Annotated in this window: 6 protein-coding genes; 2 read left to right on the top strand and 4 right to left on the bottom strand. The window is 52.7% G+C overall.

Going from position 1 to position 13,820, the window contains the following annotated elements:
- Positions 1–260 precede the first annotated feature (260 nt).
- On the top strand, positions 261–1,238 hold the full coding sequence (gene trpS / locus B036_RS0110445; protein WP_020568659.1) for a tryptophan--tRNA ligase: 978 nt from the start codon (positions 261–263) through the stop codon (positions 1,236–1,238).
- Between the two features lie 428 nt (positions 1,239–1,666).
- Positions 1,667–3,592 (top strand): hypothetical protein, encoded by a 1,926-nt coding sequence (locus B036_RS0110440; RefSeq protein ID WP_020568658.1) that lies wholly within the window; start codon positions 1,667–1,669, stop codon positions 3,590–3,592.
- Positions 3,593–3,837: 245 nt separating this feature from the next.
- Here the strand turns inward: B036_RS0110440 and B036_RS0110435 are convergent, their stop codons facing one another.
- The 4 genes from B036_RS0110435 to B036_RS0110420 all read right to left on the bottom strand — a co-directional run bounded on the left by B036_RS0110435 (position 3,838) and on the right by B036_RS0110420 (position 13,699).
- Positions 3,838–5,343 carry a vanadium-dependent haloperoxidase gene (locus B036_RS0110435; protein ID WP_211217386.1) on the bottom strand — a complete coding sequence of 502 codons (1,506 nt, stop codon included), beginning with the start codon at positions 5,341–5,343 and terminating at the stop codon, positions 3,838–3,840.
- A 5-nt stretch (positions 5,344–5,348) separates the two neighbouring features.
- The gene (locus B036_RS28890; protein WP_020568656.1) at positions 5,349–8,363 is read right to left on the bottom strand and encodes a VCBS repeat-containing protein; all 3,015 of its coding nucleotides are present in this window, start codon (positions 8,361–8,363) and stop codon (positions 5,349–5,351) included.
- Positions 8,364–8,537: 174 nt separating this feature from the next.
- Positions 8,538–10,415 carry a RagB/SusD family nutrient uptake outer membrane protein gene (locus B036_RS0110425; RefSeq protein WP_020568655.1) on the bottom strand — a complete coding sequence of 626 codons (1,878 nt, stop codon included), beginning with the start codon at positions 10,413–10,415 and terminating at the stop codon, positions 8,538–8,540.
- 101 nt (positions 10,416–10,516) lie between these two features.
- Complete coding sequence (locus tag B036_RS0110420) at positions 10,517–13,699, bottom strand: SusC/RagA family TonB-linked outer membrane protein (RefSeq protein WP_020568654.1); 3,183 nt, start codon at positions 13,697–13,699, stop codon at positions 10,517–10,519.
- Positions 13,700–13,820 lie beyond the last annotated feature (121 nt).

Genomic DNA, 13,820 nt, shown 5'->3' with positions numbered 1-13,820 from the left:
ATAGAACAAATTGCGCAGGCCTAAGTCGTCAGACCAACTTTTATCCGGCTGCACCAGGCTAAAAGAATTGGTCGGACGATCGCTCCAGGCTATTGTTCGCCGTCTGACGGATCGTTTTTGCCTGACGCAGTGGGCAAAAATTCCATCCGACGGCTGCTAAGCTAGCATCTAGATGCAATTTGTTATCCACACCTTAACGGGCAAGATAGCCTTCTCGACTGAAACTGTTTTAACTTCGCCGCCAGCCAAAAGGAAACATCATGAGTAAAAGAATATTAACCGGCATCCAAAGTTCTGGAATTCCTCACCTGGGGAACATTCTCGGCGCGATCGAACCAGCCATTGAAATGTCTGAACGAGCCACCGAAAAGAGCTTTTTCTTTATTGCGGACATGCACTCCCTGACCTCCATCAAGGAAGCACAAACCAGGATTGATAATACTCACTCCGTTGCGGCCACCTGGCTCGCCTTAGGCTTGAACGTCGAAAAGCATCTCCTTTATCGACAGTCCAAAGTTCCTCAGGTAACTGAACTGTCCTGGTACCTGGGCTGCTTCATGCCTTTTTCCCGCTTATCGCTTGCCCACTCCTTTAAGGATAAAGCCGACAACCTGGAGGATGTAAACGCTGGACTTTTTACCTATCCGGTATTGATGTGTGCCGACATTCTCCTCTACGATGCGGCATATGTGCCCGTCGGTAAAGACCAATTGCAACACGTTGAGTTTGCCAGAGACGTAGCCCGAAGGATAAACAGCCACTACGGTAAAGATATCTTTGTCGTTCCTGAAAGTCGGACAAGTGAAGAGGTGATGATCGTCCCCGGTATTGACGGCAGGAAAATGAGTAAATCTTACAATAACTTCATCGACATTTTCCTGCCGGAAAAGAAGCTAAAGAAGAAGATTAACAGCATCGTCACTTCTTCTACGCCAGTAGAAGAGCCTAAAGATCCGGACACCTGTAACGTATTCAACATCTATAAATTGATGGCGGCACCAGAGCAAACTTCAGCCTTAAGGGCCAACTACCTGGCCGGTGGATTCGGCTACGGGGCGGCAAAAAAAGAGCTGTTCGAACTGATTATGAGCCGATACGGTGAGACACGATCAGAATACAACCGGTACCTGAACGACCCGGCAGAGTTGGAGAAAGTCCTGCAACATTCTGAACGTCAGGCATCGCAACTAGCTAATCAGAAACTGTTGGAAGTGAGGGAGGTGTTTGGCTTTAAGTAGTTCTGCACTACCCCTTTTTGCCTTTACTTTTCCCTTTTTCTGAAACTCCTGCTAAATGATGTGGTCAAATATCTGCTTGACCAAACCCATGATCATTTAATCACCCGTAACCGTCAACCAAATGAATTCTGGCCAAAGCACACCTTTTGCTGCCGTTACAGCTTATCGATATTATCAAGGTTCCTCAACCTATCCAGCGAGGTAAGCTATAGATTGGGATAGGCAAAAGGTGCATCTGATTCGGCAAGCCCGCCCTTCCATCCGGGGGCGGGTACAGTATTCGGCACAAGTTCCCTGGCAATGATTGTTGATTTCTTAACTTAGCCTTGCACAGACATTGAACCAACGGTTCAAACATATAGAAATCCACCAACTGATGTAGTCGCATAACCACCTGTTTTAACGAGCAGATAATTACCCCTGGCACCTTGAGAAAAACCACCTGTCAAATACTGTTTCTTCTGCTTCCCGGCTTCCTCGTTGCCCAGGTCTTCTTCGACGTAGACCAATCCGTAAAACTAACCGCCGAAGTCAGCACTGCCCCTCCGACAATAACGGTTAACTGGATACAAGACCCACGCACCCTCAGCTATGACCTTTATCGGCGGGAATACCAGGACAGTACTTGGGGAGAGAAGATCTCCAGCTACCCGGCTGGTACTACGCAGTACGTAGATACTGACGTCCGGCCACACGCGCTGTACGAATACAAGGTGGTCAAATACGTGGAGGGTGTCGAAGGCTACGGCTACGTTCTTTCCAGTATCGAACGGCCAGCGGTTCATCACTCCGGGGAGCTCCTCCTCGTGCTGACCTCGGGGACGCAAAGCCAGATCGAACCTGATGTCAACGAATACCTTGCCTTAGTGGAGACCGACGGCTGGCAGGCACGTACGCTGATCATCGACGATAATGCCAACGTCAGCGACGTCAAAGCAGCCATCATTGCCGCTCATAGTTCCAGCCCCTTTTCGGCCGTATTATTACTTGGGGATGTTCCCGTTCCTCATTCCGGAGACATCAAGCCTGACGCCCACCCGACCCACCGGGGTGCCTGGTCGGCCGACATTTACTACGGTGATCTCGACGGTACCTGGACGGATACCGAGGTAACCATAACCCAGGCGGAAAACACCATCAACCACAACGTACCAGGCGATGGTAAATGGGACCAATCCTTCCTTCCCAGCGATGTGGAAGTTGCCGTCGGCCGGGTGGATTTCTCCAATATGCCGGTTTTCAACCAGGATGAATACCAACTGCTCCGGGAATACCTGCAAAAGGACATCGCTTACCGGACCAAACGGATCACCATCAACCAACGCGCGGCCATGCGAAATACGAACCCCTGGCGAGGTGCACTTGGTCAGAATGGCATCCGGAACTTCAGTCCGTTGGTAGGTCCCGAGAACATTACTTACGACGAATGGGAAGACGTTTTCAACGATACCTATCTCTGGTTTTATGGCGCCGGTGGCGGCTCCCAAACGGCGGCCGGCAACCTCGGCAGTAGCTTCGTTTATGCTCGCAGCGACTTCAAGGCGGTCTTCACCGGTTGGTTCGGCTCTTATTTTGGCGACTACGATTTTGAGGACAACTACATGCGGGCTGTAATCGGCTCCGGCACTACCCTATCGGCCGTTTGGGCCGGTGCGCCGCACTGGCATTTTCACAGTATGGGGATCGGATATCCTCTGGCGCACGCAACGACGACGACCCAAAACAACGATACGATTTATACGGCGGATTTTTTTCCCAGGGGGGTCCACGTCAATCTGCTTGGCGACCCTACGTTGAAGAGTTATATCGTGGCTCCGCCGACGGACTTAGCGCTGGCCGAACAAGGCGATGTCATCCATCTAACTTGGTCTCCATCTGGTGAAGAAATAGATCAATATTACATCTATTTACGGATGGCCTCAGAGGAAGTTTATGCACTGATTGATTCAACGACAAGTACTGACTTTCAGGCTTCCAGCCAGGGTGCTGAGGTAGCTCATCAATACCTTGTCCGGGCAGGAAAACTGACCACTACGCCTTCCGGCTCTTTTACTAACCTTAGTTCCGGCGCTGCCGCTACGATTACTACTTTGACAAGTTTGCCGGGCTTCGATTTGGGGGAGATAGGGGTGTTTCCTAACCCGGCTTCGGGGGAGGTAGCGATCAGGACCGCCAAAGATGTCTTAAGCGTAGCGTTACTAAGTACTGCCGGGCAAACGATCGCTCGGCTACATCCACCAGGTGACCGCCGGGAGGTACAGCTTTCATTGGTAGGGGTACCAGCGGGAGCTTATTTGCTACGGGTAGCGTTTCGGGATGGGGTTGTTTATCGGAAGTTGGTGGTGGTTGAGTAGGCCTTTAGGGCGCGGCCGCAGGTGCAAGGGAATCATGACCCCGTAGGGGGCGACCTTTAAGATGAAAGGTCGCGTAGCGGGCTTTTACCCGGGGCCTGAAGTGATATCCCTTATCGATGCGGCGCTCCGCGCCGCCAAGTTGCCACCTCATTTCCAACCCCGGGACTCGGTGTTCCACCTCACCGGGCAATTAAAGGTTGATCCCTCCGGGACCCTTCAGCCCAGCATCTGGAGGCACCCGCCCCTTACTTATCCCAACTCAACCCATTAACATTCTCCCCCACTTCCTTTCCTTTCTCCAGTCCCCGATCATTGTCCTGCGGCGTATGAATGCCGCCATAGAAGCGGGAATCGGCCGTCTCCAGCGCAACATCCCAGAACTTGGTGAATGGGCGTTCTTGCCAGCCCGTTTCCCGTTCTTCGTCGTAGGGGCGGCCGAGGTGGCTGCGGTCGGTAAACACGAAGTCGGGGCCGTGGAGGCCTTCCAGTACTGTGGCGGCGGCAGCCGCCTGGATGGCGTGCCCCGACGGAAAGGCCGGAAACGGCGGATCCGGCCAAAAAGATTCCCATTCCTCATCGATAACGGCGGGGATGTAGGTATTAGGCCGCTCACTAAAGAACTGGTACTTCCACTTCCAGCAATTGATGAAGGCGTCCGCCACGGCAATTCCAACGCGGGCGTAGGTCTCCGCGCGGGTGATCAGGTCGGCGTCCCTTGCGGTTAAAACCTGGGTGGCGATGTAGTAGGAATGTCCCGGCGGAGTGAAGGTGTCGTCCGGGTCATCTCCCCACCATAGGGCAATCTCTTTTTGCTCCTGCGTCAGCGCCAGATCTGCCTCGTACACTTTCAGAAATTGCTCGTAGTACGGCGACCCTGGCAGCGTATCGTAGGTAATGTATTCAGGTGCTTCCATCCTATAATTCGCCGGCAGAAACGGCCGGTTCTGCCCCCAGTACGGATGCAACGGATGGTGACTGAACGACTGCGCAAACAAGGGTGGCTTCCAGCTGCCCGGTACGTCGGGATGGACAATTCCTTTCTCGAAATTACGCAGGTAAGCCCGATGCCCGCCATCGCTTTTGGACCACTCAAAAATGGCCCTGGCCATCCGCTTGCCGAAGGAAACGGACCGATCAGCGACATCAGTAGCCATAGTCTCCCGCAGATAGTTATCCATCGCTTTTTCCAGGGAATCGATCCTGGTTTTGTTGGCGTCGGAAGTATGGTTGTACAAACTTCGGAGTATCTCCGCCTGGCCCGTACTCATGGCCAGCGGGTAGTTATATTCTTTCCCTTCATCAGGTTCCGGAAGCCGGGCCAACATGCTGAGTTGGCCCGCCAGGCTGCGCTTCTCCGGATACGCGGGGGCAACCGACTCGTACATTGTCAAACCAATGTAGCCCAGGCAGCGGGAGGCGTAGGTGGGGCTGTTGCCAGGGGTCCCTTTCGTGAGATCTAAGGTCAGATCAGCCCAGGCGGTAGCGATTTCGGCGTCAGTATAAGTGCTACTGGGGCCACAGCTAAACATACCCAATAAAAGGAATAGCATCGTAGTCCCACGAACCATCCTTACCCAATAGGCAGCTAATCCACCTCTATTTGCTTTCGAAGAATTCTCGCGCGAAGCGGCGGAGCAGCGGAGCAGCGCGGAGGTATTGCAACAACTATTCCGCGCTGTTCCGCCACTCCGCTGCTCCGCGCGAAAAGATGAAACACCTGCCTTAAAGTTCTGATCTGCTTTAATCACCATACTACTCATTTCAAATTTGTCCGTTGTTGTTTATACGTCACGGCCTTGCCACCCCGGATCCCAAATAAAAGAAGATCCTCCACCATCACCACATTTCTTACGTCTCCCCGCAAATTGAAACCAGATTTAGTCTGTGGCACGTAGACAAATCCGCCTTTTCCATCTCCTTGCAACAGAACGCCGGAATTCGCATCAGACTTTCCCCAGCGTTGTTTCTCCATATTGTCATTTCCACAGAGCAGCAGGTCGGCGTGGCCATCCGAGTTATAATCCAGTTCCGTGATGGTATGGACCGGCGCGTACTGTGCTTCCAGCGGCAAAGGTGAGGCGAGGTAGGTTCCGTCCGGCTGGCTGAGGTAGAGGGTTGTTTCCAGACGATCAGCAGTAAGGTGAATGGTTTCCTGTGGCCATTCGGGAAATACCTCCTCCAGGGTCTGGTCAGCATAGCTGGCATAAGAGACGTAGCGTCGTTTGAGTCCGGCCAGCTGCTTGAGGAGTTCGTCCTTAGTGGCGTCGGGGTATCGCTTCCCGTCGGGGGCGTAGTAGCTTAGGACGGGATCGATGCTGCCGTTGTCGTCCAGATCAGCGGCGTGGAGTTCTACCGGTCGTTCTTTGCTGGCGGTGAAAAGGTTATTGAGGCCCTGGTTGCCGGCGACGATATCTGGTTGGCCGTCTCCGTTGAGGTCGGAAAGGTGGAGAGCAGTCCACCAGCCGTGATGGTCCGTGGAGAAGTATGTTTTGGTCACATCTACCAGGGATTCACCATCCAAAGAATAAACCAGCAGCGGGGTCCATTCTCCGGCAATAATCAGTTCTTTGTTACCATCCCTATTCAAGTCAGACCATATAGCAGCGTTGATTTTACTGACGTTTTCCAAATTATTTGGAAGTTTTAAGGGTGTTCCTCCGTCTATCCTAATGGTCACATCGTCTGCTTGCGGATATTTACCTTCAACGTAACTATTGCCAAGAAACGAAACAATGGGCTCACCAGAAGTATAAGCGAGTACCTTGTTATTCCGCGCAACCAACTGGCCTTCATCGGTGATCGCCGGGCCGAAGTGGGAATATTCCCGCAGTAAAAGCGGTTCCGCATCAAAGTCCCGTTTTCCAGAAAGTTGATCGACGTAAGGCAACGGTGAGGTGACTTCAACAAAGGCTGTCCCTTCCTTTATTTCTTTATCCATTCCCCCTTTGCTTGCTGCATCCTGGCGGAAGACCAGCCTTTGATCCACCGCAATATCCTCCAGGGTTTGTACGCTGCCATCCGGCCAGGTGACCACCACCCTTTGCACCTGCGTCCGCGCGCCCAAACCGAAATGCAGCACGGGATCGACACTGGACAGATAGCCACGGTTTGAGTACATCTCCCGGGATTGGGTCACGTTCTCTGCCGTTACCTCGACCCTGGTTCCTACCCCAAAAGTATTCCCTTTCCCTCCTTCCAGTACTACCGATAAATAATGCTGATCCTGGCTATTATTTCGATACACAAAAGCCTGCTGATCCACATTATTCACCACCAAATCAAGGTCGCCATCATCATCCAGGTCAGCGTACACCGCCCCGTTGCTGTTCGACGGCCGGGCTAAGCCCCAGGCCTTAGTCTGGTCCGCAAAAGTCTTATCTCCCTGGTTTCCGAAAGCATAGTTATTGACGTCGGAAGCGGGCATTTCTTCCAAAATACCCCGTAAATCAGCCCGTTGCAACCGCCCTTTTTTCGCCACGTAATCCTCCATGAAACTGATAAAGTCCATATTGGTATAGTCCTTCAGGTAGCCGTTCGTCACGTGCAGGTCCTGCCAGCCATCGTTATCAAAATCGGCAAATAAAGCCGACCAACTCCAGTCCGTCATCGCAACGCCCGCCAGCCGGCCAATCTCCGCAAAGGAGCCGTTGCCCTGGTTAAGCTGAAGCATGTTCCGCATCGTCTGGTGATGGAAGCCACTCTCCAGATTAAGGTCCAGTTTGGAACGATTATCGTCGGGCATCAGTAGTTTCTGCCGACGGTTATCCGCCGGGAGCATATCGAGCGTAAAAATATCCGGATGGCCATCGTTATTGATGTCTCCAATGTCGTTGCCCATCGAGAAATGACTGGTATGCCCCATCTGGTTCCCTAGTCGGTCCGTGAAGGTTCCGTCACCGTTATTATAGTACAGAAAATCGGGTACTTCGTAGTCGTTGGAGACGTAAAAATCAGGATCTCCATCCCGGTCCAGATCGGAAATGGCCAAGCCCAGGCCATAGCTCAGTGCCGATCCGCTGATGCCTGCCGCCGTCGTCACATCCTTGAATTTTCCACCGTCGTTTCTATACAGCGTCAGCCCGCGTTGCGGGTCAGCTTGTTGCAACATCTCCTTCGTTTTGGCCACGTTCAGTACCGGCAACGATTTCGGATTGTGGTTAAGCAATAGCCCGTCCAGATCTCCGTCCTGGTCGTAGTCAAAGAAGTACATTTGGTTACTGAAAGCAGTACTGGCTAGTCCGTAAGCGGATGCTTCGTCTTTGAACAGAGGGACACCATTGGCATCATTTCCCTGATTGATCAGTAATTGGTTGGCCCTTTTCTCGGCGGGCAGTGCGCCAGAATAACACAGATAAATATCCAGTTTCCCGTCGGCGTTGACGTCGGCCACCGTTACGCCCGTTTTCCATGGCCCAGGCCTGCCACCAGCGTTACTAGCCGCTGTTGCATCGCTAAATTTCAGGGCTCCATCGTTGAGGTACAGCTTATTCTCGGCCATATTCGCGGTAAAATACAGGTCCGTTTTCCCATCCCCATTCAAATCGCCGGCAGCAACGCCTCCTCCATTATAGAAATATTCGTAGACCAGAATATTCGTATTCGGTCCCTCCGTGAGCCGATTCTCAAAATTGATGCCCGTTGCCGTGGCAGACAGTAAAGTAAACAGCGTTTCGTCCGCATTTTCGGGCGCGGCCGCAGGTGCAGTGTCGGAACATTGGAGCAGGCAAAGCAAGCCAAGGACCAGGATAAAATTTCGGATAATTGCTGGCATGTCGATGGATAGGCGCCGTTAAAATTCACGGCGCCGGTAAAATAAGAAAACCCGCTTACTCCATTAAGAAGTAAGCGGGTTTATTGGTTTTACAACTTGCAACTTACAACTTGTAACTTGTAACCTGCAACCTGCAACTTGTAACCTGCAACTATTGACGGCGCAACACGCCGCCTAGTAAAGCGGGTTCTGAACCAACAGGCTGTTCCGGTTAATCTCATCACGCGTGATGGGGCGGAAGTACATCTTGTTGTCCCAGGAACGGGTCTCATTCTCCGTATTTTCAACTACGGTGTAGGAGTAATCATAAACTGCGGGGTCATACCGGTACGGCACGTGTGCTGTCTGGCCCGGCCGCAGCGTAGCACGGATGTCCATCGTCTGGATGATCCGACCAAGAGTTTCCGGTGCAATCAACCAACGGCGGGCATCGTGGTAACGGTGCTCTTCGTAGGCCAGTTCTACCCGGCGCTCGTTGCGGTATCGCTCCCGGAGGGCATCGCCCGTATCGGAGATGGCGGGCATGCCTGCGCGGAAACGAATTTGATTTAACCATTGCCGGGCAGCGTCCTCCTCGCCAAGCTCAATGCTGGCCTCAACGAAGTTCAGCACCGCCTCCGTGTAACGGATAAATGGCCAGGGGACGACCTGGGCACTGGACTGATTGTCTGGCAAAGCAGGGTTCGGATCAATGAACTTACGGTGGTAGTACGCCGTACGGGTACCGTTCCAGTTTTCGATGGACGAAGAACGCGTATCGACTCCATTTACAGTGCCGCCGTTGCCATCATCGTAGAAACCAGTTTGGATCTGGTCCATCGGATCAAGGCCAGCTGCTGCGGAAGGCCGTGGCTTCCAGCCAGCGCCGTCGTACATGACGGAGGCATAGAAACGTGGGTCACGATCAACGTAAGGTGCAGAAGCATGATCGGGGTTGTCCCAATCAAAAGTAGAACCATCCATCATCTCGTAGTCGTCTACCATCTGCTGGATGGGGGTGTTACCCGCCCAGTTGTTGTAGCCGTTCGGACCGTTATTAATGCCGTGGTTAAGGCCGCCCAGTGGCCAGTTGTCTTCCACAGTATATAATGGTGTAGCCGTACGTTGGAAAATCAATTCTACGGCAGCCGAAGCATCAGCGACCGCACTACCACCGCCCATGGAAATGGCAATGAAGTTTTCCTTGCCTTCTTCAGGCCCTACCGGAGCACTAAGGCCATACTTGTAACCAACACCTGCATCAACGACTACTTTAGCAGCGTCGCGGGCAGCTCGCCATTTGGCCGTGCGATCTCCGGAAGAAGCCACCAGATCGAGGTTAGAGAAACCAGAGAAGATGCCGGAAACCATGTCCGATTGGTGGAGGTCTGAAGCATCATACAGAAGGATACGCGACTTGAGGGCCTGTGCAGACAGCATGCTTGCACGACCGGGCGTTTCCGGCTTACCATTCAGTAAAGTAGCGGCCATATCGAGGTCAGCTACGATGAAGGCAACCGTTTCTGCCCAGGAACTACGGGCGACGGAGTAGTCCTCGTCAAGGCCATAAGGGCGATCAATCAATGGGACGCCGCCATAAAACCGTGCCAGCTGGTGGTAGTAGTATGCCCGGAGGAAGTGGGCTTCGCCGAGCAGACGGTCGCGCAATTCGGTATCCTCGAAAGTAGCGGTGGGCAACCTATCGATAGCAACATTTGCCTGACGGATAGCGAGGTACATCTGCCCCCATTCATAGGTGGCACTCATCCAGGCCGTATTGGTCGGATCTTCCGTTCCTTCGTTGAAGGGACGAATATTCCGGCCCGCGTGGGTGAACATGGCTTCATCCGTGATGGAAGAAAGGCCCTGCTCTTCGAAACCACCGTACCCCAGGAAGGAGTACACATTGTAGATAAAGGCCTGTGACAGCGGTCCGTCGGCCCAGGTTGCTTCACTTGAAATACTATCAAGCGGCTCCGTATTCAGGAAGTCGTCGTTACAGGAGGTCAACAACAGGAGGAAAACTCCCGTAGCCCCCATAACCTTCCAGATGGATTTTTTTAGTACTTGCATAATCGTGTGTAATGATAGTTTATAATTCAGCGGTAGTCCGTTACACCAATAAAGGTATGAAAACCTGCTTGATTGATGTAACGGACAACCGCTTAATTAGTTTAGAATGTGAGATTTATGCCCATATTTATGATACGGGTTTGTGGGTAGTAAACACCACTGCCTGCGGTTGATTCCGGGTCAAAAAAGTCCAGGCTGTCAAAAGTGATCAGGTTAAGGCCATTTACGTACGCCCGGAGCCCACCGATGGAGAATCGGTCGGTCAGCGAACTTGGCAGTGTATAGCCGATCTCCAGGTTCTTCAGGCGGACGTAGTTCTTGCTGAAGAGATTGTAGGTGTTGTTACCAAAGCTTCCACCGGTGTAGTAAGTGTCTCCCCGGCTGGCAAGCCGTGGGTGTTCGGAACTTGGGTTATCGATACTCCAGCGGTTGTCGTGGCTCCACTTGAGGAAGTTACCGATATCACCAGATTCAGTTTGGACGCGGAGAGAAGAGCCCGTAGCACCCTGGATCAAAGCGGTCAGGTCAAAGCCTTTGTAGCTCGCCGAAAGGTTGGCACCGAAGTTGAAGGTCGGGATGCCGTTATCGTCAATTCGTACCCGGTCATCACCGTCGATGCGGCCGTCACCGTTTACGTCCTCAAACTTCATATCACCGGGGAGTAAGCGCGCCGTTACGGCACTGTAATCCAGGTTCTCCGCATCGATTTCCGCTTGGTCACGGAAAACACCATCAGACTGGTAAACCAGGTAAGCACCGATCGGCTTGCCTTCCATCAGCTGGTACTCTGGTGCCCCCGGGATTTCGTCCATGAAGATCACCTTGTTCTTCGCGTAACCACCGTTGATGCCGAAGCGCCACTGGAAAGCACTGCTTGCTTTACCGTTATAGCCAATGTTGAATTCAAAGCCTTTGTTCTCTACTTCACCAGCGTTGACCGGAGGCAGCAGGCTGTTGATACCGGACGAAGCAGGCGTAGAACCGGTCTTCTGGATCAGGATCTGGTCCCGTTTGTTGATGAAGTATTCCAGGTTAACGTCGATCCGGTTGTTGAACAGGATGGCATCAATACCGAAGTTCAGGTTATTAGCCCGTTCCCAGGTGAAACTGGGGTTAGCCAGCAACTCTTCGCGGAGGGTAGTTTCCACAATACTGTTGATGGGAAATTCTCCAAAGCCGTAGGTAGACAGGTAGGCGAATTCTTGCAGTTGACCATTGAAAAACACCTGGTCGTTACCCATCTGTCCGTAGCTGGCACGCAGCTTCAGGAAGTCAACTCCGGGCACGTTGAAGAAGTCTTCATTCGTAACGTTCCAGCCGGCTAGAACACCGGGGAAGAAGCCGAAGCGGTCCTGCTGCGGGAAGATGTAGGAACCATCGTTGCGGAAAATAAATTCAAGGAGGTACTTCTCTTTATAGTCGTACTGTGCACGACCGTAGTAACCAAGCCGGGCCCGGTTGTAACCGGAACCACCGGTTGATTGATCGAGGGAACCACCGGCAAACAACTGATCTACTGCGGAGGAGATGTAGTTACGACGGAAGGCGAAGAAGTTCTCCCCGGAGAAAGTCTCCCGGGTTACACCGGCCATCAACCCGATGGTATGGTCACCAATTCTGGTATCGTAGTTAATCCGGGTAGAGAGGTTCGTATTCAGGGTTGACGAGTTACCCTGGGTCAGGCGCGGGTCCGTAAAAGTCGAACGGACCGAGCCTTCCAGCATTGGCGTTACGCCATCTGCTTCGAAGCTTACCCGATCCCAGAAGTACAGTTGCCAGGGTGTTTCCCAACGCTTGGTACGGGTGTTACTGTTGTCAGCGGCACCGGAGAAGGTGATGCCCAATCCCTCAATCCAGGGGTTAGTGATGGTTACCGAGCCATTAGCCTGCAGGTAATCCGTCGGGCTGTCCTCGTAGCCGGTTGCATTTGTTGTAATTACAATTGGGTTCTGACCATTCTCGATGTCAGGTCCCGGCAAGCCATTGGGCCATACTGCCGGTTCCGTTGGCCGGCCGCGCATCAGCATCCGGAAGATGGCGTTGGCGTTCTGGGTTGGGTACCGACGCGCCTCGCGGCGGGCGGTGAAACCAATCTGGGTTTTGATGTACTGGCTGACGTCCGCATCCAGGTTAATCCGGAAGTTGTACTGCTTGTACTTAGTTGCCGTGTTTTTATAAAATGCTTCCTGATTGGTGTAGCCAACAGAAGAGAAGTAGCGAACTGCTTTGGTTCCACCGCGTATGGAAAGGTTATGCTGACTCTGTGGCGCCCAGGTGCGGAAAGCGTCGCCGAACCAATCTGTATCTGGAAATCCCCAGGGGTCGTTGCCCTCACCATGTTGCCGAACGGCATCCGGGCTGAAGTTGGCGTTTACCGTACCAACACCGGCAGTAGGCGAATCATATGTTCCCGACGTGCGGATAGCTTGTGAAGCTGCCGACCACTCATTTACCGGTACCGTTTGGTAAATCGGTAGCTCATTCATGATGTTGGCGTACTCTACAGCACTGGACATTTCAGGCAGCACTGTTGGCTGAGAAAAACCCTGGTTGAAGTCATAACTGATGGTCGGTTTTCCGGAAGTACCGCGCTTGGTGGTTACCAGAATGGCACCGTTGGCCGCTCGTGCACCATAGATGGCTGCAGAGGCGTCCTTCAGAACAGAAATGGATTCAATATCTTGCGGACTGAGCCGCGCCAGGCCACCGGCCCGGTCAGGTACCCCGTCAATGACAACCAGTGGGCTGCTGTTCCCCAGTGTGTTCGTACCCCGAATGTTGATGACCGCGTTATCGTTACCCGGCTCGCCGCTGGGCTGAATGACCACCACGCCGGGCAGGCGCCCGGCCAGGGAGGCCCCGAGGTTAACGGAAGGCGACTGTTGAAGCGCACCACCCTGGACGCCAACAACGGCTCCGGTTACGGTAGCTTTCTTTTGCTTACCGTAGGCTACAACAACCACTTCGTCAAGCAACTCGCCACTAGATAAGCCAGGGCTGTAGTTAACGCCAGGTCCAACGGTGATCTCCTGGGTTTTGTAACCCGTGTAGGAAATAATCAAGACGTCCCCATCATTGGCCTGAAGAGAGTAGTTTCCGTCAAAATCTGTTACCGTACCAGAGGTAGTTCCTTTAATAAGGACACTTGCCCCAATTAATGGGTCCCCCGATTGTTCATCCGTCAGGGTGCCGGATATGGTTTGTTGGGCCGCAGCCGTGGCGCAAAGCATCAGTAGCAAGAAAGCTGCCATTGCAATGCGTAATAAATTAAATTTTTGCTTCATGATCGTGAATGTTGACTAAGTTTAAAATATGGCAACTGTTCCGAAAAAATCGGAAGCAGTAGAGTAAGTTTCAGTGTCGCGTTAGCATCAAATGGGGCCGGTCAATGTATTCCGGTGTGAA

It is taken from the genome of Neolewinella persica DSM 23188 (genome assembly GCF_000373105.1).
Lineage (GTDB): Bacteria > Bacteroidota > Bacteroidia > Chitinophagales > Saprospiraceae > Neolewinella > Neolewinella persica.
Note: the sequence above shows the minus strand (reverse complement) of the source record. Positions and strands in the feature narration are given on the sequence as shown.

What these genes read in the sequence shown, in the direction of transcription:
- B036_RS28890 (WP_020568656.1), bottom strand. Translation starts at nt 8,363, where the DNA reads ATGCCAGCAATTATCCGAAATTTTATCCTGGTCCTTGGCTTGCTTTGC.
- trpS (WP_020568659.1), top strand. Translation starts at nt 261, where the DNA reads ATGAGTAAAAGAATATTAACCGGCATCCAAAGTTCTGGAATTCCTCAC.
- B036_RS0110425 (WP_020568655.1), bottom strand. Translation starts at nt 10,415, where the DNA reads ATGCAAGTACTAAAAAAATCCATCTGGAAGGTTATGGGGGCTACGGGA.
- B036_RS0110420 (WP_020568654.1), bottom strand. Translation starts at nt 13,699, where the DNA reads ATGAAGCAAAAATTTAATTTATTACGCATTGCAATGGCAGCTTTCTTG.
- B036_RS0110435 (WP_211217386.1), bottom strand. Translation starts at nt 5,343, where the DNA reads ATGGTGATTAAAGCAGATCAGAACTTTAAGGCAGGTGTTTCATCTTTT.